At 68.2% G+C, this 22,930-nt stretch carries 20 protein-coding genes; 15 read left to right on the plus strand and 5 right to left on the minus strand.

What is annotated here, in order from left to right:
• Window positions 1-5: 5 nt before the first annotated feature.
• Together ACWPN7_RS24915 and ACWPN7_RS24920 are read left to right on the plus strand one after the other, a co-directional pair.
• On the plus strand, window positions 6-770 hold the full coding sequence (locus tag ACWPN7_RS24915; protein ID WP_038527652.1) for an ABC transporter permease: 765 nt from the start codon (window positions 6-8) through the stop codon (window positions 768-770).
• Entirely contained in the window at window positions 758-1,510 is a 753-nt protein-coding gene (locus tag ACWPN7_RS24920) for an ABC transporter ATP-binding protein (protein ID WP_014240760.1), read from the plus strand. The genes ACWPN7_RS24915 and ACWPN7_RS24920 overlap by 13 nt, the downstream gene beginning before the upstream one ends.
• Before the next feature lie 184 nt (window positions 1,511-1,694).
• Here the strand turns inward: ACWPN7_RS24920 and ACWPN7_RS24925 are convergent, their stop codons facing one another.
• The 3 genes from ACWPN7_RS24925 to ACWPN7_RS24935 all read right to left on the minus strand — a co-directional run bounded on the left by ACWPN7_RS24925 (window position 1,695) and on the right by ACWPN7_RS24935 (window position 3,023).
• Window positions 1,695-1,979: a DUF1488 family protein gene (locus ACWPN7_RS24925; protein WP_038527656.1), complete on the minus strand. Its 285-nt coding sequence runs from the start codon at window positions 1,977-1,979 to the stop codon at window positions 1,695-1,697.
• 23 nt (window positions 1,980-2,002) lie between these two features.
• Entirely contained in the window at window positions 2,003-2,635 is a 633-nt protein-coding gene (locus ACWPN7_RS24930) for a DUF6134 family protein (protein WP_145699983.1), read from the minus strand.
• Between the two features lie 79 nt (window positions 2,636-2,714).
• The gene (locus ACWPN7_RS24935; RefSeq protein ID WP_119508228.1) at window positions 2,715-3,023 is read right to left on the minus strand and encodes an SCP2 sterol-binding domain-containing protein; all 309 of its coding nucleotides are present in this window, start codon (window positions 3,021-3,023) and stop codon (window positions 2,715-2,717) included.
• Between the two features lie 235 nt (window positions 3,024-3,258).
• Between ACWPN7_RS24935 and ACWPN7_RS24940 the strand changes: the two genes are divergently transcribed.
• The 9 genes from ACWPN7_RS24940 (at window position 3,259) to ACWPN7_RS24980 (ending at window position 13,311) form a co-directional block, all read left to right on the plus strand.
• Window positions 3,259-4,977: a long-chain-fatty-acid--CoA ligase gene (locus ACWPN7_RS24940; RefSeq protein ID WP_459196563.1), complete on the plus strand. Its 1,719-nt coding sequence runs from the start codon at window positions 3,259-3,261 to the stop codon at window positions 4,975-4,977.
• 138 nt (window positions 4,978-5,115) lie between these two features.
• Window positions 5,116-5,508: a MerR family transcriptional regulator gene (locus ACWPN7_RS24945; protein ID WP_014240764.1), complete on the plus strand. Its 393-nt coding sequence runs from the start codon at window positions 5,116-5,118 to the stop codon at window positions 5,506-5,508.
• Window positions 5,509-5,554: 46 nt separating this feature from the next.
• Window positions 5,555-6,067, plus strand: coding sequence for a thioesterase family protein (locus ACWPN7_RS24950; RefSeq protein WP_459196564.1), 513 nt, complete (start codon window positions 5,555-5,557; stop codon window positions 6,065-6,067).
• Between the two features lie 89 nt (window positions 6,068-6,156).
• Window positions 6,157-7,029 (plus strand): VOC family protein, encoded by an 873-nt coding sequence (locus ACWPN7_RS24955; protein WP_451992096.1) that lies wholly within the window; start codon window positions 6,157-6,159, stop codon window positions 7,027-7,029.
• 150 nt (window positions 7,030-7,179) lie between these two features.
• On the plus strand, window positions 7,180-8,424 hold the full coding sequence (locus ACWPN7_RS24960) for an MFS transporter (RefSeq protein ID WP_459196565.1): 1,245 nt from the start codon (window positions 7,180-7,182) through the stop codon (window positions 8,422-8,424).
• A 100-nt stretch (window positions 8,425-8,524) separates the two neighbouring features.
• The gene (locus ACWPN7_RS24965) at window positions 8,525-9,088 is read left to right on the plus strand and encodes a 1,2-dihydroxy-3-keto-5-methylthiopentene dioxygenase (RefSeq protein ID WP_459196566.1); all 564 of its coding nucleotides are present in this window, start codon (window positions 8,525-8,527) and stop codon (window positions 9,086-9,088) included.
• A 132-nt stretch (window positions 9,089-9,220) separates the two neighbouring features.
• Window positions 9,221-10,045: a hemerythrin domain-containing protein gene (locus tag ACWPN7_RS24970; RefSeq protein ID WP_459196567.1), complete on the plus strand. Its 825-nt coding sequence runs from the start codon at window positions 9,221-9,223 to the stop codon at window positions 10,043-10,045.
• Between the two features lie 432 nt (window positions 10,046-10,477).
• On the plus strand, window positions 10,478-11,752 hold the full coding sequence (locus ACWPN7_RS24975) for a type III PLP-dependent enzyme (protein WP_459196568.1): 1,275 nt from the start codon (window positions 10,478-10,480) through the stop codon (window positions 11,750-11,752).
• Window positions 11,753-11,892: 140 nt separating this feature from the next.
• The gene (locus tag ACWPN7_RS24980) at window positions 11,893-13,311 is read left to right on the plus strand and encodes a homospermidine synthase (RefSeq protein ID WP_103038996.1); all 1,419 of its coding nucleotides are present in this window, start codon (window positions 11,893-11,895) and stop codon (window positions 13,309-13,311) included.
• A gap of 57 nt (window positions 13,312-13,368) precedes the next feature.
• Here ACWPN7_RS24980 and cbiB read toward each other — a convergent pair whose 3' ends face one another.
• Complete coding sequence (cbiB, locus tag ACWPN7_RS24985) at window positions 13,369-14,331, minus strand: adenosylcobinamide-phosphate synthase CbiB (protein WP_149648690.1); 963 nt, start codon at window positions 14,329-14,331, stop codon at window positions 13,369-13,371.
• Between the two features lie 34 nt (window positions 14,332-14,365).
• Here cbiB and cobD point away from each other — a divergent pair, with 34 nt between their 5' ends.
• The 4 genes from cobD (at window position 14,366) to ACWPN7_RS25005 (ending at window position 19,294) form a co-directional block, all read left to right on the plus strand.
• The gene (gene cobD, locus ACWPN7_RS24990) at window positions 14,366-15,433 is read left to right on the plus strand and encodes a threonine-phosphate decarboxylase CobD (RefSeq protein WP_459196569.1); all 1,068 of its coding nucleotides are present in this window, start codon (window positions 14,366-14,368) and stop codon (window positions 15,431-15,433) included.
• Window positions 15,434-15,588: 155 nt separating this feature from the next.
• Window positions 15,589-17,190 (plus strand): sensor domain-containing diguanylate cyclase, encoded by a 1,602-nt coding sequence (locus ACWPN7_RS24995; RefSeq protein ID WP_459196570.1) that lies wholly within the window; start codon window positions 15,589-15,591, stop codon window positions 17,188-17,190.
• Window positions 17,191-17,460: 270 nt separating this feature from the next.
• The gene (locus tag ACWPN7_RS25000; protein ID WP_456529853.1) at window positions 17,461-18,012 is read left to right on the plus strand and encodes a PAS domain-containing protein; all 552 of its coding nucleotides are present in this window, start codon (window positions 17,461-17,463) and stop codon (window positions 18,010-18,012) included.
• The gene (locus tag ACWPN7_RS25005) at window positions 17,996-19,294 is read left to right on the plus strand and encodes a methyl-accepting chemotaxis protein (RefSeq protein WP_146041786.1); all 1,299 of its coding nucleotides are present in this window, start codon (window positions 17,996-17,998) and stop codon (window positions 19,292-19,294) included. Before ACWPN7_RS25000 ends, ACWPN7_RS25005 begins: the two co-directional genes overlap by 17 nt.
• Before the next feature lie 99 nt (window positions 19,295-19,393).
• Here the strand turns inward: ACWPN7_RS25005 and ACWPN7_RS25010 are convergent, their stop codons facing one another.
• Window positions 19,394-22,894, minus strand: coding sequence for a response regulator (locus ACWPN7_RS25010; RefSeq protein WP_459196571.1), 3,501 nt, complete (start codon window positions 22,892-22,894; stop codon window positions 19,394-19,396).
• Window positions 22,895-22,930 lie beyond the last annotated feature (36 nt).

Raw genomic sequence — 22,930 nt, forward strand, 5'->3', positions numbered from 1 at the left:
GCGTGATGCGTCAGCCGCTGAAGCTTCACAGCTCCATCGCCCTGTCGGCGCTCGGCGTCGGCGCTTTCCTGCTCGCCTGGGAAGCGCTGGCGCGCAGCGGTATCGTGCCCGCCGGGCTGCTGCCGTCGCCCAGCGCCGTGCCCGGCGCCTTCCTGGCGGAGTTCCGGTCCGGCACTTGGCAGGCGATGGTCTTCGCCAGCCTGTCGCACTACCTGTCGGGGCTGGCGCTCGGCACCGTCCTGGGCATCACCTTCGGCACGGCGGCGGCAACCTGGGGGGTGTGGGACGCCTTTCAGGCCTGGGTGGTGCGCATGCTGCGCCCCATCCCGTCCATCGCCTGGATTCCCTTCGCCATCATCTGGTTCGGCGTCAGCAAGTCGGCGGCGACCTTCCTGATCGCGCTGACGGTCTTCTGGATCAACTACTACGCCACCTACAGCGCGGTGCGCGGGGTGGACAAGGACCTGATCGAACTCGGCCACGCCTTCGGTCAGGGTGGGCTGATTCCGCGCCTGTTCAAGATCGTCCTGCCCGGCGCGCTGCCGGGCATCCTGGCTGGCGTGCGTGCCGGGTTGGGGCAGGGCTGGATGACCGTGGTGGCGGCGGAGCTGTTCGGCATCTCCGGCCTGGGCGCGCGCATGTCCGACGCCTCCGGCCTGCTCGCCACGCACATCGTCGTGCTCTACATGGTCACCATCGCGGCGCTCTACGGCGTGTGCGACTTCCTGTTCATGCAGGTTCAGCAGCGGGTGCTCGCATGGCAAAAGTAAACGGCTCCGCTGTGATCGATTTGAAGGGCGTCGCCATCGGCTACGGCGCCGAGGCCCCACCGGTCCTGGTGGACGTCGACCTGTCCATCGAGCGGGGCAGCTTCGTCGCCATCGTCGGGCCGTCCGGCGTCGGCAAGTCGACCCTGCTGCGCGTCGTTGCCGGGCTGCACACGGCGCGCGCCGGTGCCGTGACCATCCACGAGACGAAGAAGCCGGGCCACCGTCCGGTCAGCCTCGTCTTCCAGGACGCCCGCCTGCTGCCCTGGCGGCGGGTCGCCAAGAACGTCCGCTTCGGCCTGGAGGGGCTGCCGATCTCCACCGCCGAGCGGGAGGAGCGGGTGGCCGCCGCGCTGCGCCTCGTCCGGCTGGACGATTACGGCCGGCGCTGGCCCTATGAGCTGTCGGGCGGCCAGCGCCAGCGCGTCGGCATCGCCCGCGCCCTGGCCGTCGATCCCGACATCCTGCTGATGGACGAGCCGTTCGGCGCGCTCGACGCCATCACGCGGCACGGCCTTCAGGACGAACTGCTGCGCATCCACCGCGAGACCGGCAAGACCGTGCTGTTCGTCACGCACGACCTGGAGGAGGCGGTGCATCTCGCCGACCGCATCATCGTGCTGGGCGGCAGCCCGGCGCGCATCGTCCAGGATGTCCGCAACGAGCCGGGCCGCGACAGCGGCGGTTTCCGCGAGCAGGTGGAGCAGCTGCGGTCGGGGATCGCGGACAATTACAGCATTTGAGAGTAGGGGTGGTCGTGTAGGGCCCCCCTCCCGACCTCCCCCCGCTCTCGGCGGACCGAAGGTCCGCCTGCCGCGTCAGCGCAAACCTCCGGTTTGCGCGAGAGCTCCGCAGGGGGAGGAGAAAAGCCCTCCCTTGCGAAGCGGGGGAGGGTTGGGTGGGGGCCCGACGCGCCCACTGAAGCTCCTACGGCGCCACCCGCCGCACGTCCCGTGCCGTCAGATGGACGTTCGCATCCGGATCGAGCTTGCGGTCCATGATGCGGGCCTCCACTGCCTTGTCGAAGACCGGGCGGTTCAGGCAGACATACTGAAGCGCCTCGTCCGGCTTCGGCAGATGGCCGGCGAGGGTTTGCAAAGCGCGGCGCGGGACGAAGACCCGCCCGTGATACTCCCCGACCTCCACCGCGAACTCGACGGCGTCGGCTTCCTCGTTCCAGGACGGGTCGTCGGGGAACACGAACAGCGGCATCACACCCTCACGCAGAACACATCTCAGTCCAGGATGTAGGTAACATCGTAGCCGCTGCGCTTGAAGCGGGTCTTCAGCAGCGTGCCCTGCGCGTCGAACCACAGATCGCGCTCCACGTCGCCGGAGATGCGGTGATGCTGCGCCGGCACCGCGCGCCCGCCGACGGTCAGCGTCTCGGTGCCGACGAGGTCGGTGCGCACGCTGTAAGGCTTGCCGTCGATGACTGATAGCAGGGTGGGGCGCTTCAGCACCTCCGGGGTCCACAGCGTCAGGGGCAGGGTGTTGGCGCCGGTTTCGCCCGTCTTGCCATCCACCGTGACGGAGTAACCGCCGCCGGTCCGCATCATGCGGATGGTGTGGGGCGTGCCGTCGTCGTCGGTCTGGGCGCTCATGGATTCGAGCGTCCGGCCCTTCCACACCTCTTCCCGCTTGTGATCGTAGCGGAAGTTGATGAACAGCACCTTCACCCGCGTCGAGGCGGTGACGGCGACCTTGGTCACCTCGCCCTGGGGCTCCAGCCGGACGGTTTCGCTGCCCACCGGATCGTCGCCCATCAGAATCCGGTAGGTCAGCGTGCGTGGCTCAGCCGCTTGGGCCGCGGCCGCGGAGAGCAGCAGGCCGGCGGCCGCAAGCGCCGCGCGCAGGGCGTGCGTCATGGATGTTCCCTCCCTGTGTTCGTTGTGCGGCGGCGGCTTATGGTGCCGCCGTCCGGTTCCGTCGCCCGGTCGCAGGCGCTCAGTCGTCGAGAAGCTGCGCCAGTTTCATGGCGACGCCCATCGAGCCGTCCACCTTCAGCTTGCCCATGGTGAAGGCCAGCATCGGGTTCAGCCGGCCGTCCATCAGCTTCTTCAGATTCTCGGCGGAGATGCGGATGGTGCAGTCGGGATCGTCGTCCCCAGCACCCTCCCGCGCGATGGCGACGGGCGTCTCGCGGGCATTGACCCGCACCGCCTCGCCATCCTCCAGCGCGAAGCGGACGTCGGCCTTCAGGCTGCGGAAGCTGGTGGAGCGGGACTGGAGTTCGCGCAGGATGTCCTCAACCATGGATCGGTCTCTCTCCCCTGGATTCGTGTTTGTCGGATCTTGACAGTAAGCAGAGTTTACGTTTACGTCAACGTCATAACCAAAACGTTTCCGGCGCCTCAACGATCCGGGAACCATCAAATCAATTCGAGGGGAGTGAAACCATGCAGACCGCCGCCGCGCCCGGAATCCCGTTGCCCCGCACCGCCTTCCGCCGTCGCCTGTCCTGACCGCCGCGCAGCCGGGAGGATCGGAGATGACCGAGAATCTTGCGCGCCGGGGCAGCATCGGGGACGACACGCCGGCCCATCCCTGGCTGGCCCGCTACCCCGAGGGAATCGCCTGGGACCAGCCGATCGCGGTGACCCCACTGGCCGAGCTGTTCGAGGAGGCCGCCCGCCGTTACGCCGACCGTCCGTGCCTGGACTTCCTCGGCCGCCGCTACCGCTACGCGGAGGTGTTGGGACTGGTGAACCGGGCGGCCAAGGGCTTCGCGGCGATGGGGGTGAGGCCGGGTGTGCGGGTGGGACTGTGCCTGCCGAACACGCCGACCTATGTGATCGCCTATTTCGCGATCCTGAAGGCCGGCGGCACGGTGGTGAACTACAACCCGCTCTACGTCGAGCGGGAGCTGGAGCACCAGATCGAGGATTCCGGGACCGAGATCATGGTCACGCTCGATCTGAAGCAGATCCATCCGCGCATCGAGGCGATGCTGGACCGCACGCGGCTGAAGACGGTGGTCGTCTGCCGCATGGCCTCCATCCTGCCGCCGGTGAAGAGCGTGCTGTTCCGCGTGCTGAAGCGCAGCGAGCTGGCCAGCATTCCCCAGGACGGGCGGCATGTGGACTTCGACGCGCTGCTCGCCAACGACGGTGTAATGCCGCCGGTGCGGCTGGACCCGCGGCGCGACGTGGCGGTGCTGCAATACACCGGCGGGACCACCGGCGTGCCCAAGGGGGCGATGCTGACCCACGCCAACCTCGTGGCCAACGCCCGGCAGGTGCAGGCTTGGTTCCCCGGCATGGCACTGGGGGAGGAGCGGATGCTCGCCGTCCTGCCCTTCTTCCACGTCTTCGCCATGACGGTGATCCTGAACATGGGGCTGGCGGCGGGGGCGGAGCTGGTCATGCTGCCGCGCTTCGACACGCTGCAGGTGCTGAAGACCATCGCGCGGCGCAAGCCCACGCTGCTGCCCGGCGTGCCGACCATGTACAAGGCGCTGCTGAGCCACCCGGACGTGGCGCGCCACCCGATGCGGTCGATCCGCTACTGCATCTCCGGCGGGGCGCCGCTGCCGATGGAGCTGAAGCGCCAGTTCGAGGAGGCCACCGGCTGCGTGCTGGTCGAGGGCTACGGCCTCAGCGAGGCGTCGCCGGTCTGCGCCTGCAACCCGCTGACCGGGGTGAACAAGGAGGGCTCCATCGGCCTGCCTCTGCCCGGCATCATGGTGCAGATCCGCGCGCTCGACGATCCCGACCGCGTGTTGCCGCCCGGCGAGAAGGGGCAGGTCGTGCTGTCCGGACCCAACGTCATGGCCGGCTACTGGAACAAGGACGAGGAGAGCCGGCGCACCATCGTCGGCGGCTGGCTGTTCACCGGCGACGTCGGGGTGATGGACGAGGACGGCTACGTCTTCCTGCTCGACCGGCTGAAGGACCTGATCCTCTGTGGTGGCTACAACGTCTATCCGCGGGTGATCGAGGAGGCCATCTACCAGCACCCCGACGTGGTCGCCGTCTGCGTCATCGGCATCCCCGACGACTACCGCGGCCAGAGCCCGAAGGCTTTTGTCCAGCTCCGGCCCGGCGCCAGCCTGACCGCGGAGCAGTTGAGGGATTTCCTGCGCGACAAGATCTCGCGGATCGAGATGCCGAAGCGGATCGAGTTCCGCGCCGAGCTGCCCAAGACGGCGGTCGGCAAGCTGTCCAAGAAGGAGTTGATCGCCGAATCGTTGCAGCAGCCGGAGGGGTGACCGGGAAAAGGCGCACGGCTTTGTCACATCGCGGCGTGTGTGGTAGGAACGGAGACGCCGTCCGGCGGCGTGGAGCGAGCGGCCATCGCTTCCCCCACGCCGCCGCGGCGCGACGTGACGGAAGGCGTGCCCCCCACCATGGAACAGCTCTACACGGTCAATCAGTTGGCGGAAGAACTGGGCATCACGCCGCGCGCCCTCCGCTTCTACGAAGTGAAGGGGCTGCTCTCGCCCAACCGACTGGGCAACAACCGAGTCTACACCAAGCGCGACCGCGCCCGGCTGAAGCTGATCCTGCGGGGCAAGCGGCTGGGCTTCTCGCTGGCGGAGATTCGCGAGTATCTCGACCTCTACAACGTCGATGGCGGGGTGGAGCAATTGAAGGTCCTGCAGAAGCGCATCGACGCGCGGCTGAAGGACCTGGAGCAGCAGCGCCAGGACCTGGAGGCGACCGTGGGCGAACTGCGGGAGATCGGGGCCCAGGTGCAGGCCGCGCTGGACGAGCGCGGATTGGCGTCCAAGAGCGCCTGAGCCGGTGCGGTCCCATCCGCCCGGCCGGGCCGGAGGGGATAAGTTTATGAATTTGCTGTTCCGCCTGATCGCCGTCATCGCGTCCGCTCTGACCGGTCGACCGGTGGGGTTCCTGGAACCGGCGCGGCTGCGCTTCCGGGTGTGGCCGACCGACCTCGACCTCAACATGCACATGACCAACGCCCGCTACTTCAGCGTCATGGACCTGGGGCGGGTCGATCTGATGCTGCGCTCCGGCATGGGGCGGTCGATCCTGCGTCACCGCTGGCAACCGGTGATCGGCGCCGCCAACCTGCGCTTCCGTCGCCCGCTGGCGCCCTTCCAGCGCTTCGAGCTGGCGACCCGTGTGCTGTGCTGGGACGATAAGTATTTCTTCATCGAGCACCGGGTGGAGACCGCCACGGGCACGGCGGCGCTGGCCGTGGTGCAGGGCGCCTTCGTGGCGCGAGGCGCCGTGGTTCCCCCGGCGGAAATCCTGGCGATCCACGGCGAGCATGGGGAATCGCCGCCCATGCCGGACGTCGTCGCCGCGTGGCGCGAGCGACCGCTGGCGCCCTGACCCTTGCGCCCTGACTCTTGCGCTGCGCCGCCCCCTTGCACTATGGCTGGCCGAACGCGAAAAGCCGGCAAAGCGGAGGGCCAAGGGTCATGGGCGCACACGGAATCAACGGCATCGACCATCTCGTCATCGTCGTCCGCGATCTGGAGAAGGCGCAGGACGCCTATCGCCGCATGGGCTTCACCATCTCGCCGAAGGGCCGGCATGGCGAGCTGAAGTCGGCCAACCACACCATGATGTTTGGGGCGGGCGACTATCTGGAGCTGCTCGCCATCGAACAGCCGCACCCCTTCACCGCCTTTTTCAGCGACGTGTTGAAGACCCGCGAGGGTATCGCCGCGGCGGCGCTGAAGACCGACGACGCGCGGGCGGCGCAGCGGCTTCTGGTCGAGGCCGGCTATCCGGCGGGCGAGCCGGTGGAGTTCGGCCGTCCCGTCGAGCTGCCGGGCGGCGCGCAACAGGCGCGCTTCACGACGACCCCGATCGACGGCGTGTCGGAATGGGGCGGGCGGGTCTTCCTGTGCCAGCACCACACCCCCGAGGTGGTCTGGCGTCCGGAGCTGATCCAGCACGACAACACGGTGACCGGCCTCGCCGCCCTGGTCGTCGCCGCCGACGATCCCAACGCCACCGCCGCCTCCTACGCCCGGCTGTTCGGCACGGCGGTGGAAACGCGGGGGCCGGCGCGCGTCGTGCCGACCGGCAGCGCCCCCATCGTGGTGGCCGATCCGGCCGCGCTGCATTGGGGCTGGACCGGCGACCCGGCGCTGGCGGTTCCGCGCCCCTTCCTGGCCGGCATGGTGCTGACGGTGGCCGATCTGGAGCGTGCCCAGCAGGCGCTTCAGAAGAGCAAGTTCCCGACGGTCGTCGGCAACGGCGTGCTGCGCGTGTCGTCCGCCAGCGCCTGCGGCGCCATGCTGGCCTTCGCCAAGGACTTCGACCTCGGCGCGCTGATCCCCTGAGCCCGCTGGGCACCCTGTTGTCATAAGCGGCCGGTTGTCATAACGGAATCATATTGCTGCACTGCGTCCGATCCGTTGGACAGGACGCCGTTGCGGGCGCACATTCCCCTCTTGCGTGCATGTTGCGGCGCATCATGGGGACGGACCGACGTGGCGGACGGCGATTTCGGCAGGGTTCGGATCGAACCGGCGGGGCAGGGGGCGGCTGAACCGGGGGCGGAGTATCTCGTCGCCGGCACGCCGGCCTACAAGCGGGCGAGCCGCATCCTCTTCGTGGCCGGCTTCTCCACCTTCGCCGCGCTCTACTGCGTGCAGCCGCTGATGCCGGAATTCACGCGGGAGTTCGGCGTCACCCCGGCGCAGTCGAGCCTCGCCCTGTCGGTGTCCACCGGCGTTCTGGCCTTCGCGCTGCTGGTCGCCGGGGCGGTGTCGGACCGGTTCGGGCGCAAGGCGATCATGGCGCTTTCCCTGCTCGCCTCCGGCACGCTGGGCATCAGCGGCGCGATGGCGCCGGACTGGGCGTCGCTGCTGCTGGTGCGGGCGCTGGAAGGAATGGCGCTCAGCGGTCTTCCCGCCGTCGCCATGGCCTACGTGTCGGAGGAGGTGGACCCGCGCTCCGCCGGGGTCGCCATGGGCCTGTACATCGGCGGAACGGCGCTTGGCGGCATGTCGGGGCGGGCGCTGACGGCGCTGGTGGCCGATGTCGCGTCCTGGCGCATGGCGATGGGGGTGATCGGCACGCTGGGAATCGCCGCCGCACTGGCGGTGTGGTTTGCGCTTCCCGCATCGCGCCATTTCCAGCGGCGGCCGGCGGGCGTGCGGGAATTGGCCGAGGCGTGGCGTGGACACCTGATGGACCGCGGGCTGCTCGCCCTGTTCGCCATGGGGTTCCTGTCCATGGGGGCCTTTGTCACCGTCTTCAACTACATCGGCTTCCGCCTGCTGGCGCCGCCCTTCGACCTGCGCCCGGCGGCGGTCGGCGCCGTTTTCACGGTCTATCTCTGCGGTGTCGTCAGCTCGCCGCTGTTCGGCGGGCTGGCGGTGCGGCTGGGGCGGGGCAGGGTGCTGGCCGTCGCCGCGGCGATGATGGCGGCCGGTCTGGCGCTGATGACGCCCGACAGTCTGTGGACGATGGTTCCGGGCATCGCCCTGTTCACCTTCGCCTTCTTCGGGGTCCACACCATCGCCTCCGGCTGGATCGGGCAGCGGGCGCCGGTCAACCGCGGGCAGGCGTCGGCGATCTATCTGTTCTGCTATTACATGGGCTCTACCATCGCCGGGACGCTGGGCGGCGTCTTCTGGTACGCCTTCGGCTGGGCCGGAGTCGGCGGATTCGTCGGGCTTCTGCTCGCGGTTGGGCTGATCGTGTCGCTGGGGCTGGCAATCCGCCGCTGATTCGTTCGTTGCGCGCATACTGAGGTATGAATTCAACCGTTTCGGTTGCGCCGGGCGCCGCTTCGTCTCATTCTGAGTGCACCTGCACAACGAGGCGACCATGGCCCGTTTGTCCGTCTACAGCGACACCGATCCCACCGTTGCGGAACTCTCATCCGCCGACCCGGCGCTGGTCACCGCCCATCTGGCGCTGGCCGGCGTGCTGTTCGAGCGCTGGCCAGCGCCTCAGGCCATTCCAGACGCCGCCGACGCCCATGCGGTGCTGGAAGCCTACGCCGGGCCGGTGACGGCCCTGAAGGACGCGCGCGGCTTCCAGTCCGCCGACGTGGTGCGGATGCCGCGTGGTCAGCCGGATGCCGCGGTCCGCCGCGCCGCCTTCCTTGCGGAGCACACCCACGACGAGGACGAGGCCCGGTTCTTCGTGCAGGGAAGCGGCGCCTTCTATCTGCATGTGGACGGAAAAGTGTTCCGCCTCGTGTGCGGGGCGGGTGACCTGTTGAGCATCCCGGCGCGGACGAAGCATTGGTTCGACATGGGACCGGACCCGGAATTCACCGCCATCCGCTTCTTCACGCGCCCGGATGGCTGGGTGGCGTCCTTCACCGGTGACGTGATCGCCGACCGCTTTCCGAAGTTCGAGTCGGAAACCGGTAACGTTTCATGACCCGCCCAACATGACCCGGCTGCCGCCGTTACCTTTCGCCGCAGCCGATTGCGGGCGAAAAGCGGCGCTGTTACAAGCCCTTCGGTATCGGCGCCGATCCAAGGGCGGCGCGCCACCCGCTTCGGAGGCTCCATGACCACGGATGGCCACTCCATCCCGTGTACGGGCAACGGCTTCATCGACGCGGCCCATACGTCGCTGATGGACCATATCGAGGCCATCCGCTGCGCGTGCGCGGACGGCGCTTCCCGTGACTCCATGGTTCCTCGATTCAGCCGGTTCGCGGACGAAATGCGCATGCATTTCGACCATGAAGAGGTCATCATCCGCGCCGCCGGCTTCACCCGGTGGGAGGAGCACGCCGGCCACCACGCGATGCTGGACCAGCAGTTCGGCCGGCTGATCGACTATGTGCGCGACTGCGAGGTCACCTCGGATTTCCTGTGCACGGTGGCGGGCACGCTGGATGCCGCTCTGTGCGGACACGAGATCCGGCACGACGGCGATTACACCGCGCTGGTGCGCGACGCCTCCAGGACGCCGGAAGGGCGGACCCTGATCGCCTGGAACAGCGCCTTCGACGTCGGAGTGGGGCCGCTCGACGCGCAGCACCGCCAGCTCGCCGACCTCATGAACGAACTGGACCTGATGAGCCGCCAAGGGGCGCCGATTCACGAATCCCTGGACCTTCTGGGAATGCTGCACGACCATGTGCACGCCCATTTCGCCATGGAGGAAGGGGTGCTGCGCCGTGTGGCGCCGGGCCGTTTCGTGGCTCACCGCAACCACCACCGGTTGCTGGAGGGGCAGTTCGCCCGCATCCGCCAGCAGGTGGAGAGCGGCCGGCTCGACACCGGCGTCGCGGTGCGGGGGTTCCTGCGCTTCTGGCTGATGGACCATGTGCTCGGCTCCGACCGTCCGGCCTTCGCCGAGACGGCGGATGCGGCGCCCCGCTGACCGCCGCCATCGTTGCGATCCCGGGCCGATCCCGGACCGATCCCGACCTGTCATCAAAAAATCACTTGAATCGCCGGGAAAAAAGCGTAATTCATCGGGGACGACGCACTCGCACGTGCCAATGGCCCTCTGTGGTTATGCAACGACGTACCGCGTCCTTTTTGGCAGAACCGGTCATCAGTGGGCCGGTCCCGAGAGGGAGGTAGGCATGTTGGCTCTCCACGGCAGGGCTCTCAGACGGTAGCCCATAGCCGGACATCGACGCTTTGAACCTGCGGAGCTGTTAGCCCGCTCGTGAGCGTTTGACCCGGCTTTTCTCCGTCGCCTTTCACCACAACCCGAATTCCGATCCGCGGCTTTGACGGCCGTGTCGGATTCCCGTCTGTTCGCTGGACCGCCCCGCGCCGGGTGGCCCAGGGTAAGGAGTGCGCCATGGGCTTCATCCGTTCCCGTTCCGCCGTCGCCCCGCTGCGCCGCGGCGTTTCCATCTCCGCCCCGTCCTTCGGCGCTTCGCCGGTGTCGGACCGCCGCACCTCCGTCCATCAGGCGGTGGCGATGGCCCGTCCCGAGGAGCCGATGCACTGCATCCGTCCGGGCGTCCTGGCCGACACCGCGTCCAGCTTCGTGGCCGCCTTCGACGCCGCCGTGTCCGGCGACGTGCTCTACGCCGTGAAGTGCAACCCGGAGCCGGCGGTGCTGCGCGCCCTGTCGGCCGGCGGCGTGCGCCACTTCGACGTGGCTTCGCCCGGTGAAATCCGTCTGATCCGCCAGATGTTTCCGGACGCGGTGCTGCATTACATGCATCCGGTGAAGGGGCGCGAGGCGATCCGCACCGCCTATCAGCACTACGGCGTGCGCGACTTCGTGCTCGACAGCATGGAGGAGCTTCAGAAGATTCTGGAGGAGACGGGCGACGCCCAGGACCTCGGCCTCGTCGTGCGTCTAGCCCTGCCGAAGGGCAACGCGGTCTACGACCTGTCCGGCAAGTTCGGCGCCCCGGCGACGGAGGCGGTCGAACTGCTCCAGGCCGTGCGCATGGTGGCCCCGAAGGTCGGCGTGTCCTTCCATGTCGGCTCGCAGATGCTCGATCCGTCCGCCTACGAGCGGGCGCTGGAACTGGCCGGCCGCATCATCGCGGAGTCGGGCGTGGTGATCGATGTTCTGGATGTCGGCGGCGGCTTTCCCGTCTCCTATCCGGGCGTCACCCCGCCGCCGCTCGGCGACTTCATGGAGGCCATCGCCCGCGGCGTGGCGAAGCTCGACCTGCCGGCCCACTGCCGCGTCTGGTGCGAGCCGGGCCGCGCGCTGGTCGCGCCGGGCGTGTCGTTGGTCGTGCAGGTGGTGAAACGCCGCGGCAACGAGCTGTTCATCAACGACGGCGTCTACGGCGCGCTGTCGGATGCTGGTGTCCCCGGCTTCCGCTTCCCGGCCCGCATGATCCGTCCCTTCGCGCCGATGGGCGACGAGCCGGTGGAGGCCTTCGCCTTCTACGGCCCGACCTGCGACAGCGCGGACCGCATGAACGGCCCGTTCCACCTGCCGGCGGACATCCGCGCCGGCGACTGGATCGAGCTGGGCCAGCTGGGGGCCTACGGCTCCTGCCTGCGCACCGCCTTCAACGGGTTCGACCAGGCCCGCGTGGTCGAGGTTTCGGACGCGCCGCTGCTGGAAACGCCCGGCTACGTCCTCAAGAGCTGCGTGGCATAAGTCCCGCATCGCGGGAAAGCTGTGGATATCCCTAAAAAATCACCGTAAACCATCGTTGGTCCGCCACCCTCCGCCTTTGCAAGAGGCGCGAGGGTGACGGGCTGTATTTCTGTCACGCCAACCACGGGGGACCGTCTTAGATGACCCTGGACACCAAGCACATCACCTTCACCGGCCGCATGGTCATTGTCGGCTTCGGATCGATTGGCCAGGGAGTGTTGCCCCTGATTTTGCGCCACATCGGAATCACGAAGGACCAGATCACCATCGTCACCGCCGAGGAGCGCGGTCATGCCGAGGCGGATGAGCTTGGCGTCAAATTCATCAACCTGCCGCTGACGAAGGAGAATTACGCCCAGGTGCTGGAGCCCATGCTGGGCAAGGGCGACTTCCTGGTCAACCTGTCGGTGGACGTGTCGTCCGTCGCCCTGTTCGAGTTCTGCCACAAGGTCGGCGCGCTCTACATCGACACCTGCGTCGAGCCGTGGGCCGGCGGTTACACCGATCCGTCCCTGTCGCCGTCGCTGCGCTCCAACTACGCCCTGCGCGAGACGGCGCTGTCGCACCGCGCCACCTACGAGGGCGGGCCGACCGCCGTCCTGACCCACGGCGCCAACCCCGGCCTCGTCTCGCATTTCGTGAAGCAGGCGCTGCTCAATGTCGCGGCCGACACTGGCGAATCGACGGAGGTCCCGAAGGACCGCGCCGGCTGGGGCGCTCTGGCCGCCAAGCTGGGCGTCAAGGTGATCCACATCGCCGAGCGCGACACCCAGGTGTCCAACGAGCCGAAGAAGGTGGGCGAGTTCGTCAACACCTGGTCGATCGACGGCTTCGTCGGCGAGGGCTGCCAGCCCACCGAACTCGGCTGGGGCAGCCACGAGAAGCATTTCCCGGCCGATGGCCGCCGCCACGAGTTCGGCTGCGACGCCGCCATCTATCTGATGCGGCCGGGCGCCTCCACCCGCGTGCGCACCTGGACCCCGCTGGAGGGGCCGTTCCACGGCTTCCTCATCACCCACAGCGAGGCGATCTCCATCGCCGACTACTACACCCAGCGCGACGGCAACCACGTCACCTACCGCCCGACCGTGCATTATGCCTATCACCCCTGCGACGACGCGGTGAAGTCGGTGCACGAGCTGGCCGGCAAGAACTGGTACATGCAGCCGAGCCAGCGCCTGATGATGCACGAGATCGTCAGCGGCACCGACGAGCTGGGCGTGCTGCTGATGGGCCACAAGAAGGGCATCTACTGGTTCGGTTCCCGCTTGGGCATCGACGAGGCGCGCGCCCTGGTGCCCTACAACAACGCGACCTCGCTGCAGGTCACGGTGGCGGTTTTGGCCGGCATCATCTGGGCGCTGGAGAATCCGAACCGCGGCATCGTCGAGCCGGACGAGATCGACTTCCAGCGCATCCTGGAAATCGCCAAGCCCTATCTTGGCGAGCTGGTCGGCGCCTACGGTGACTGGACTCCGCTGCAGGACCGCGAGCGTCTGTTCCCCGAGGACATCGACCACGACGATCCCTGGCAGTTCAAGAACTTCCGGGTTGTCTGAAGCCGGGTTGTCTGATTGGGAAAGGGGCTCTTCGGAGCCCCTTTTCCTTTGGCGCGGTCAGAGGGTCAGCGCCAGCAGCAGCGCGCCGGCCACCAGGGCGATGCAGGCGCGCCGGTAGAGGTGAAGGGCGCGGGTGATGTCCTGCGCGGTGGCGGCGGTGCGGCCCGGCCCCATCCAGGCGTCCTCGATCCGCACCTCGCCATAGACCCGCGGCCCGCCGAGCCGGAGGTCGAGCGCCCCGGCCATCGCCGCCTCCGGCCAGCCGGCGTTGGGCGAGCGGTGGCGGTGGGCGTCGCGCCGCACCGACCGCCAGGACTCGGCGGCGTCGGCTCCATCGGTGAAGCGGGCGGCGGCCCAGATCAGCAGCGCCGACAGGCGGGAGCCGGGCAGGTTGACCAGATCGTCCAGCCGCGCCGCAGCCCAGCCGAACGCCTCGTGCCGGGGCGTGCGGTGGCCGATCATGCTGTCTGCGGTGTTGATCGCCTTGTAGAGCGCGATCCCCGGCAGCCCGCCGACCAGCAGCCAGAAGGCCGGGGCGACGACCCCGTCCGAGAAATTCTCCGACAGGCTTTCGATGGCGGCGCGGCTCACCCCATGCTCGTCCAGGCTCGCCGGGTTGCGGCCGACGATGCGCGACACCGCCTCGCGCGCCGCCTCCAGCCCGCCGTCGCGAAAGGCGGCGGCGACCGCCGCGACATGGTCGTGCAGGCTGCGCTGCGCCAGCAGGGTGGAGGCCAGCGCCGCTTCGAGGAGGCCGCCGAGCGGCAGGTGCCGGCAGAGCCCGGCGACTGCCGACGCCGCACCGCCAACCACCAGCAGCAGGACGAGCAGGGCCAGCACCCCCGCCGCCTTGCGGATGGCAAAGGAATCGCGCTCCCGGTTGAGCGCGCGGTCAAGCTGGGCGATAAGCGCCCCGATCCACACCACCGGGTGGCGGATTTGGGCGTAGAGTGCGTCCGGATAGCCGGCGGCGGCCTCGATGAGGAGAGCGGCGGCGAGCACGGACGGATGAAGCTCCACGGGATCGAATCCTCTGGGGAAGGGAAGGGGCGGGATGATGGCGGAATCGGCGGCGGGGTCCAAGAGGATCGTCCATGAGGAGATCGTCCATGAGAGAGGCGTTCAGGGCGAGATCATCCATGGCGGCGACCTCGGCGCGGCGCGGGCGGCCTTTCCGGGGGCGCCGGAGCCCTGGGTGGACCTGTCCACCGGCATCAACCCCTGGCCCTACCCGCTGCCGCCCATCCCGGCCGATGCCTGGGCGCGCCTGCCGGATCGCGCGGCCGAAACGGCCCTGCGCGAGGCTGCGGCGGCCTGCTACGGCGCGCCGTCGGCGGACCGCGTCGCCGCCGGGGGCGGTTCCCAGGCGCTGATTCAGATTCTGCCGCGGCTGCGCCGTCCGGGGACGGTCGCCGTGCTCGGGCCGACCTACGCCGAGCACGCGGCGGGCTGGGCCAAGACCGGCCATCGCGTGACCGAAGTGGAATCGCTGGAGGGATGCGACGCCGACGTGGTTGTGGTCGTGAACCCGAACAACCCGGACGGCCGCATCGTCCCGCCCGAAACCTTGCTGGCCCTGGCGGAGCGGCAGACGGCGCGGGGCGGCTGGCTGGTGGTGGACGAGGCCTTCGCCGAGGTCACCCCGGAGCGCAGCGTGGCGTCGGAGGCCGGGCGCGCCGGTCTGGTCATCCTGCGCTCCTTCGGGAAGTTCTTCGGGCTGGCCGGAGTCCGGCTCGGCTTCCTGCTCGGCGAGCCGGCGCTGGTCCGGGATCTGCGCGCCGCCGTGGGGCCGTGGGCGGTGTCGGGCCCAGCGCTGGCCGTCGCGACCGCGGCGCTGTCGGATTCGGCGTGGATCACCGCCACCCGGCGGCGTCTGACCGAGGCCGCGGCCCGCTTCGACGGGCGTCTGGCGGTGGCCGGGCTCCGCGTCGCTGGAGGGACGTCGCTCTTTCGTCTGATAGATGACCCCCAGGCCGCCGGGCTTTACGACGTGTTGGGCCGGGCCGGGGTGCTGGTCCGCCGGTTCGACTATCGGCAGGATTGGTTGAGGGTGGGGTTGCCGGTGGACCGGACGGTGGAAGACCGTGTGATGGTTGCGTGTGAAACATTCAGAAATCGATAGATTTTGCGCTTAAAATAGGCGATCACCACCATAGCGCGACAAGATGGCACACAGGGGCAAAAAGGCGCATCGGCTAACGTACTCGCGGTTTGCCCTATCGTGGCGCAAGAATCTTCCATGACGCTGTGGGGGCCATGCTGGATTCGGTTGGTTCAATGAGTCCTTCTGGGGATGCGGAGGAAACCCGGGCTGCGCTGTGGCGTGCGTTCGACACGCTGCCGTCGGGGGTCTGCGTCACCACGGACACGGGGACCATCCTGTATGCCAACCCGGCCCTGCACGGCCTGCTGCGGTATGCCCAAGGCGGTCTGACCGGCCTCGATCTCGCGGCGCTGGAGCCGGAGGACGCTTTTCTCCCGTCCCTGCCGGACGCGTCGGGAGAACGGCCATTGCGGTGCCTGGATGGCGGAACCGTTTGGGTGTCCGAGTCGATCGGCCCCCTCACCGGGCTGGCGGGAGAGCGGCAGTCGCTGCGAGTCTACACCGACGTCAGCCACCATCGGCTGGCGCAGGCCGCGTTGCGCGATCAGCTTCTGATGAAGGAGGTGCTGTTCGAGACGCTGCCGGTTCCCGTCTTCGTGAAGAACGCGGCGGGCGAATACACCGATTGCAACGACGCTTTTGAGCGCTACACCGGTCTGGAGCGCCGCAGCATCGTCGCCAAGACCGCCTTCGCCGTGATGGACCCGCGCATCGCCAAGGCGCACGCCGACCAGGATCGCGAGCTAACCGTCCACTGGGGGCAGCGCAGCTACGAGGAGGCGGTTCCCTTCGTCGGCGGCACCACCCGCCTGTCCAGCCTGACCAAGGCCGTCTTCTGCGACAGCACCGGGAACCTGGGCGGCATCGTCGGAGTGATTCACGACCTGACGGAAGGGCTCCCCAGCGAGGAGCGGCTCCAGGCCATTCTGGAGCAGAGTCCGATCGGCGTGTCTGTGTCGCGCCGCGACGACGGCAGGATCATCTTCGTCAACACCCGCTTCGCCGAGTTGATCGGGCTGAAGCGCGAAGATCTGATTGGCCGCCAAGCCCGCGACTATTACCTGGACCGGCACCAGCGCGAGCGGGTGATCGATCGCCTGCGCTCCTTCGGGTCGGTGACCAACATGGAGGTGCAGTTCCGCCGGGCCGACGGGTCGTCCTTCTGGACGCTGTTCACTGTCAATCAGGCGGTGATCCAGGGCGTTCAGGTGAATCTGGCCTGGATCTACGACTACACCGACCGCCGGAACATGGAGGAGGCGCTGCGGGACATGGCGTCCCGCGATCCGCTGACGGGAATCTACAACCGGCGTTCCTTCATGGAACTGGCGCGCTCGCAACTGGCCCGCGCCCACCGCTTCAACGAGCCGATGTCGGTCTTCGTGCTGGACGTCGACCATTTCAAGCGCATCAACGACAGTTACGGCCACGCCACCGGCGACGACGCCCTGCGCATGGTGGCCGGCGGCTGTCAGGCCATCCTGCGGGAATACGACATTCTGGGACGTCTGGGCGGCGAGGAGTTCGTGGTGGTCCTGCCCGGCGCCACCGCGGAGGAATCCCGCGTGGTGGCGGAGCGGGTGCGCCGCCACCTGTCCCGCATGGCGATTCCGGGACCCGAGGGCCGCTTCCACCTGACCAGCAGCATCGGCATTTCCGCGATCGAGGGCGCCTACGACACGCTGGAGAAGGCGATCCATCGGGCCGACCTCGCCCTCTACCGCGCCAAGCGCGAGGGACGCAACCGGGTCGCCGTTTACGAACCGGGATTGTGATCCACTATCTTAGAGGGAAAATTTCCACCAGTCCGCCCAAGGGGTGACTGGATCGTTCGCCTCGGACTCCGCGGGGCGCGCTTTTCCGCAACCCCTTATGCGCGCGACGCATGTGGTACAATTTGTCGCAGCTCGTCCCTGTCCGTTTTTAAAGCCAACCGATTATTACGTACGCTATGAGTCAATCAACAAAAGATATTACCAACGGTCAGGTTGGTGACTTGTTTGTCGAATGTTTGAGTTCACCGCGCGTTTGAGAGGCGGACGGTCATGGCGGTCAGCATAGGCGGCACACACAACAGCTTGACCGGACAAGAGCGGACATTTCACCGCGACGAGATCATCGTCTCCAAGACCGATCTCAAAGGCCGCATCACTTACGCCAACGATGTGTTCCTGCGCATCAGCGGGTACAGCGAGTCGGAACTTCTGGGACGGCCGCACAACATCGTGCGTCATCCGGACATGCCGCGTTGCGTCTACAAGCTGTTGTGGAGCCGCATCGAGGCCGGAAGCGAAATCTTCGCCTATGTGATCAACCGGGCGAAGGACGGCGATCATTACTGGGTGTTTGCCCACGTTACACCGGTTTTCGGCAACCCGGACAGCGGGAATGGGCGGACCATCACCGGTTATCACTCCAGCCGCCGTGTTCCGGCGCGGCCGGCGGTGGACGCGGCGGCGGGCCTCTACGCCGCGCTGCGCGCGGAAGAGGCGCGGCACGCCGACCGGAACGCGGCCATGGCGGCCTCCGGCGCCATGCTGGAAAAACTCCTGCGCGACAAGGGCACGAGCTATGACGAGTTTGTCTTCAGTCTCTAAGGCGCTTGCCGCCGCCGCATCGGCCGCCATGCTGTCGGCGGCGCAGGCGGTGTACGGTCTCGCCACCGGCGACGTGGCCGCCGCCGTGCTCGGTCTGCTGGCGGTGCTTCCCTGTCTTGCCGCCATCCGCTGGCTGGCGCTCACCAACCGGACCATCCGGAAAGCCATGACGGTGATCGCCGCGGCAGAGAAGGGCGACCTGCAGCCGCGCATCCTGAACATCCACGGCACCAGCCCCATCGCGGACATGCTGCACACCATCAACCGCCTGCTCGACCGTGTGGAATCCTTCGGCAAGGAGGCCAACGCCGCCATGCAGCACGCGGCGGAGGGGCAGTATTACCGGCGCATCGTGATGACCGGCATGGTCGGGGAGTTCGGGGCCTACGCCCGTCAGATCAACGACGGTCTGGCCGCCATGGACGGCAAGAGCCGCGAATTCGTGGAGAGCGCCACCCGCATCGGCGCCAACATCAAGGAGGTGGCGCAGAGCCTGTCGGCCAGCGCCGCCCAGCTCGAAGCGTCCTCCACCGCCATGACGGCGACCGCGGCCACGGCCAGCGAGCAGTCCTTCTCGGCGGCGTCCGCGGCGGAGCAGGTGTCTTCGAACGTGGACGGAGTGGCCGCGGCGACCGGCGAGGTGTCGGGCGCCATCGGCGAGGTGGCCCAGGGCGTGTCCCGCACCGCCGATCTCGCCCGGAGCTCGGTGGAGAAGGTGCGGGAGGCCGACGCGACCATCCGCTCCCTTCTCGCCGCGTCCGACCAGATCGGCGCCGTCGTTCAGCTCATCAACGACATCGCCAGCCAGACGAATCTGCTGGCCCTCAACGCGACGATCGAGGCGGCGCGGGCGGGCGAGGCCGGCAAGGGGTTCGCCGTGGTGGCGACCGAGGTGAAGAATCTCGCCAACCAGACGGCCCAGGCGACGGAGGACATCACCCTTCAGATCGCCCAGGTCCAGTCGGTGACCCGTGATACGGCGGCGGTGATCCAGCGCGTCGGCGGCATGATCCACGACATTGACGAGATCGCCGTCGGCATCGCCGGTGCCGCCGAGCAGCAGAGCGCGGCCATCGACGAGATCAGCCGCTCCATCCGCGAGGCGTCGGCCGGCGTTCGCACCGTGGCCGACGCGGTGACCAGCGTGTCTTCCGGTGCTCAGGACGCCAGCGCCGCCGCCAGCCAGGTGCTCTCGTCGGCGGGGGAACTGGCGCGCCGCGCCGTGACGCTGAACGGCGACATCGACAGCTTCGTTGCCCGTGTCTGCGGCGGGCAGCGCTGAGCATCGGTGAAGAAGGGACGCGCTGGGTGCCTGGTTTCACCAGGGGGTGAAGCCCATGGATCGCGGGGGCCCGCAACGGACGTGGGCCGTTCCGGAAGGCTACGCCCCTCCGGGCCTCCTGTCCGCCGGAAGCTCCGCCGTCTCCAGCGCAATCCGAGCATTGTCCTTCGAGGTGTCGACGCGCTCGGCGTCTTTCAGGGCGGCGGCCAGGGCCTGGATCCGGTTTCCGCCGATGCCTGACACATCCCTGTTGCGGGCCGCCGCCACAAGTTCATCGGCCAGCGCGGACGCTTGGGCAAATCCCACGTTGCCGGTCGAGCCCTTCAGGATGTGGGCTTCGCGTTCCACCGTCGCGAAATCCCCGCTCTGGGCCGCCTGCCGGAGCCGGTCGAGATGGCCGGGCGTTTCGTGGAGAAAGGTTTCCATCAGCATGGCGAACCCCTCGTCGCCGATCGCCTCGCGCAGGTCCTGGCGCTTGGCGTGGTCGATCCGCGGCGGCGTCCCGGCCTCGTGGCTCATTTCCGGCTTGTCGGGCCCGCTCTCTTTCGGATAACCGCTCCACCGGGCAACGGTTCGCAATAGTTGGTCGACGGCGATGGGCTTGGGCAGGTAATCGTCCATTCCTGCGGCCAGACAGACCGCCTGATCGCCTTCCATGGCGTTGGCGGTCATGGCGACGATCGGAACACGGGCGGCGGAACCGCCCATCCGGCGGATCGCCCGCGTTGCCGCCAGACCGTCCATTTCCGGCATCTGGACATCCATCAGGACGAGGTCGTAGGGCAGGGCGGCGACGGCGTTGACTGCCTCCAGACCGTTTGACACGGAATCGACCGCATGGCCGGCCCGGCGCAGCAGGGCCAGGGTCACCTGAAGGTTCACCGGATTGTCCTCCGCCACCAGGATGCGGCGGCGGGCGGTGCCGGACGCCACCGCTCCGGAAGAGGGCCTGCTCACGGAAGCCGGCGCCCGCGGTGCGATCCTTGGCGGTGGCGCGGTGAACAGGCGCGAGATGGCGGCCTGCAGCGCTGCGGCGCGGATCGGCTTGACGATCCTCACCGCCACGCTGGCGGCGTCCCCCTCCATATCGCCCATGCGGTGGGAGGTGGCCAGCGCCAGCGGCAGGGTCCCCAGCGCCGGTTCGGCACGGATGCGGACGGCCAGCTCCGGCCCGGTCAGGCCCGGCATGCAATGATCGAGGATGGCGGCGTCGAACGGCCGTCCCGCCGCGTTCGCGGCCAGAAGCTGGCGCAAGGCGTCCTCTCCCGTGGAGGCGGATTCGGTTTCCAGCCCCATCGCGGCGAGCTGACGGGCCAGCAGGTCGCGGTTCACCGCCAGATCGTCCACCAGCAGAACGCGCCGTCCGGCCCAAGCACCCACTTCTTCCCCGGCCACAACCATGGTTTCCGTCGCCGTGCCGCGCCACAGGGGGCCGCGCCACAGGGGAATGACGACCCAGAACACGCTGCCCTCTCCGGGCACGCTGTGCACGCCGATCCGCCCGCCCATCAGTTCGGTGAGGCGTTTGCAGATGGCAAGGCCAAGCCCGGTTCCGCCGTGACGCCGGGCCGACGATCCGTCCACCTGGCTGAACATGGAGAACAGGCGCTTGTGGTCCGTCGTGGCGATGCCGATCCCCGTGTCCCGGACTTCGAAACGGACGGTCACCAGCGTGTCCTGCGGAGCGCCATCCTCTGCGTCGCGCGCCGGCGCTCCGTCCCCTTCGGAGGGGAGGCTGTTCGGCTCGATCGACATCACGATGGTCACGCTGCCCTGATCGGTGAACTTGACCGCGTTGCCGGCGAGGTTGATCAGGATCTGGCGCAGCCGTCCGGGATCGCCGCGCAGCGGGCCATGCAGGGCCGGCGGCACGTAGCTGGCCAGTTCCAGCCCTTTCGCCGCGGCGCGCGGGGCCAGAAGTTCCACCACGCTCTCGACCAGCGGCACGGCTTCGAAGTCGCTCACCTCCAGCGTGAGGCGTCCGGCGTCGATCTTGGAGAAGTCCAGGATGTCGTTGATGATGGTCAGCAGCGATTCCGCGGAATCGCGGATGGTGTCGGCGTAGCCCCGCTGCTCCTCGTCGAGCTTGGTTTCCTGAAGAAGCCCGGCCATGCCGATCACCCCGTTCATGGGCGTCCGGATCTCATGGCTCATGGTCGCCAGGAACTCCATCTTGCTGCGCTGCCCGGCTTCCGCCTTCTCCTTGGCATCGGTCAGCGCCCGCTCCACCCGCTTGCGCTCCGAAAGGTCACGGAAGAAGGCGGCGAAGAGGATGCCCTGCTGGGTCCGCACCTCGGCAATGGACAGGTCGAGGGGAAAGACCTCCCCATCCATTCGCAGGCCATCGACCTCGCGGGAGAAATTCGGGCCGATCCGGCGGGAGCCCGCGGCGATGGTCTCCATGATGCGGCTGTGAGCCGCGTGATGATGCGGCTCCATCAGTTCCTGCACATGACGCTCGATCAGATCGCCGGGCGGGTAGCCGAAAATACGGTGGGCGGCACCGTTCGCGGATTCGATGACGCCGTCCCCGCGCACCGTGAGGATGCCCTCCACGGCGGTTTCCAGAAGCGCGTTGAAGCGGGCGTTGCCGTCCTCCAGCTGGGCCTCCTTGCGGCGCAGCAGGATCAGGGCGCCCGTGAACAGCAGGATGACCAGACTGGAGCCCAAGGCGACGGCAGCGATTTCCAGCTGGTTGGTCCACCAGCCCGCCAACTCCTCGTCCTCGCTACGGCTGATCGCCAGAACCAGCGGCCAGATCGGCGTGGCGCGATAAGCGGTGATGCGCGCCTGTCCATCCGGGGCGGTTTCATGGAACACGCTGCCTTCCGACACTGGAAGATGGACCCGGAACAGATCCGTCCCCGCCATCAGGCTGCCGATGCCCTCCCCACCATCCTGCGGAAGCCGGGTCAGGAGCAGGCCATCCCGGCGGTAGAGCGACACCGTTCCGTGCAGCCCGTTGCGCACCGCCCGGAAGACGCTCTGCAGATACTCGGGATTGACCGAGGCGATCGCGACGCCTAGAAGCGTCCCGTCCGCCCCGCGAATGGCCCGGCTCATCGGCAGGACCCATTTGCCCGACCGGTCCTCCGAGGCCCCGGCCGGCGTCAGAAAACGGCCCCGCACCGGGCTCCCGACCTGCAGCCCCTTGCTCTGACCGGACAGGTGGGCGCGGAACAGATCGAACTCCGCCAAGGAGGTGCCGAGCAGCCGCGGGTCCTCCGTCGTTGCCACCAGGATACCCCGGCGGTTGAGCACCCAAAGGCCACGGATGTGCGGCGACCGGCGCAGGCGTTCCTGAAGCAGGGGGGCCAGCGCCCCATCCTCGTGGCCCGGTGTCGGCTGACCACTCAGCAGATTGCCGAAGCTCACCGCATCGCCCACCGAGGCGAGGGTGACGTCCACCGTCTGGACCGTGCGGCTGACCGAGGATTCCAGGGCGCTCGCCAAGTCGTCGATGTTTTCCGCCGCCTGCTTCAACGCCAGGGCGCGGTCGGCATGGATGTCGTAGGTGAATTCGAACAGAAGCGCCATCACCGACAAGAAAGCCAACGCGAGAAGGGCGCCCCGATGCTGCAACAGGGCAAGCTTGGCCATCACGCGCGGCTCCGTGCGGTGTGCTGATATCATGCG

This window comes from Azospirillum sp. UENF 312511, from assembly GCF_058780635.1.

Coding starts and splice junctions, on each gene's coding strand:
- ACWPN7_RS24945 (WP_014240764.1), top strand. CDS start 5,116: ATGGAACAGCTCTACACGGTCAATCAGTTGGCGGAAGAACTGGGCATC.
- ACWPN7_RS24975 (WP_459196568.1), top strand. CDS start 10,478: ATGGGCTTCATCCGTTCCCGTTCCGCCGTCGCCCCGCTGCGCCGCGGC.
- ACWPN7_RS24915 (WP_038527652.1), top strand. CDS start 6: ATGCGTCAGCCGCTGAAGCTTCACAGCTCCATCGCCCTGTCGGCGCTC.
- ACWPN7_RS24925 (WP_038527656.1), bottom strand. CDS start 1,979: ATGCCGCTGTTCGTGTTCCCCGACGACCCGTCCTGGAACGAGGAAGCC.
- ACWPN7_RS24995 (WP_459196570.1), top strand. CDS start 15,589: ATGAGTCCTTCTGGGGATGCGGAGGAAACCCGGGCTGCGCTGTGGCGT.
- ACWPN7_RS24955 (WP_451992096.1), top strand. CDS start 6,157: ATGGGCGCACACGGAATCAACGGCATCGACCATCTCGTCATCGTCGTC.
- ACWPN7_RS24965 (WP_459196566.1), top strand. CDS start 8,525: ATGGCCCGTTTGTCCGTCTACAGCGACACCGATCCCACCGTTGCGGAA.
- ACWPN7_RS24950 (WP_459196564.1), top strand. CDS start 5,555: ATGAATTTGCTGTTCCGCCTGATCGCCGTCATCGCGTCCGCTCTGACC.
- ACWPN7_RS24920 (WP_014240760.1), top strand. CDS start 758: ATGGCAAAAGTAAACGGCTCCGCTGTGATCGATTTGAAGGGCGTCGCC.
- ACWPN7_RS24980 (WP_103038996.1), top strand. CDS start 11,893: ATGACCCTGGACACCAAGCACATCACCTTCACCGGCCGCATGGTCATT.
- ACWPN7_RS25010 (WP_459196571.1), bottom strand. CDS start 22,894: ATGGCCAAGCTTGCCCTGTTGCAGCATCGGGGCGCCCTTCTCGCGTTG.
- ACWPN7_RS25000 (WP_456529853.1), top strand. CDS start 17,461: ATGGCGGTCAGCATAGGCGGCACACACAACAGCTTGACCGGACAAGAG.
- ACWPN7_RS24935 (WP_119508228.1), bottom strand. CDS start 3,023: ATGGTTGAGGACATCCTGCGCGAACTCCAGTCCCGCTCCACCAGCTTC.
- ACWPN7_RS24940 (WP_459196563.1), top strand. CDS start 3,259: ATGACCGAGAATCTTGCGCGCCGGGGCAGCATCGGGGACGACACGCCG.
- ACWPN7_RS24970 (WP_459196567.1), top strand. CDS start 9,221: ATGACCACGGATGGCCACTCCATCCCGTGTACGGGCAACGGCTTCATC.
- ACWPN7_RS24930 (WP_145699983.1), bottom strand. CDS start 2,635: ATGACGCACGCCCTGCGCGCGGCGCTTGCGGCCGCCGGCCTGCTGCTC.
- cobD (WP_459196569.1), top strand. CDS start 14,366: ATGATGGCGGAATCGGCGGCGGGGTCCAAGAGGATCGTCCATGAGGAG.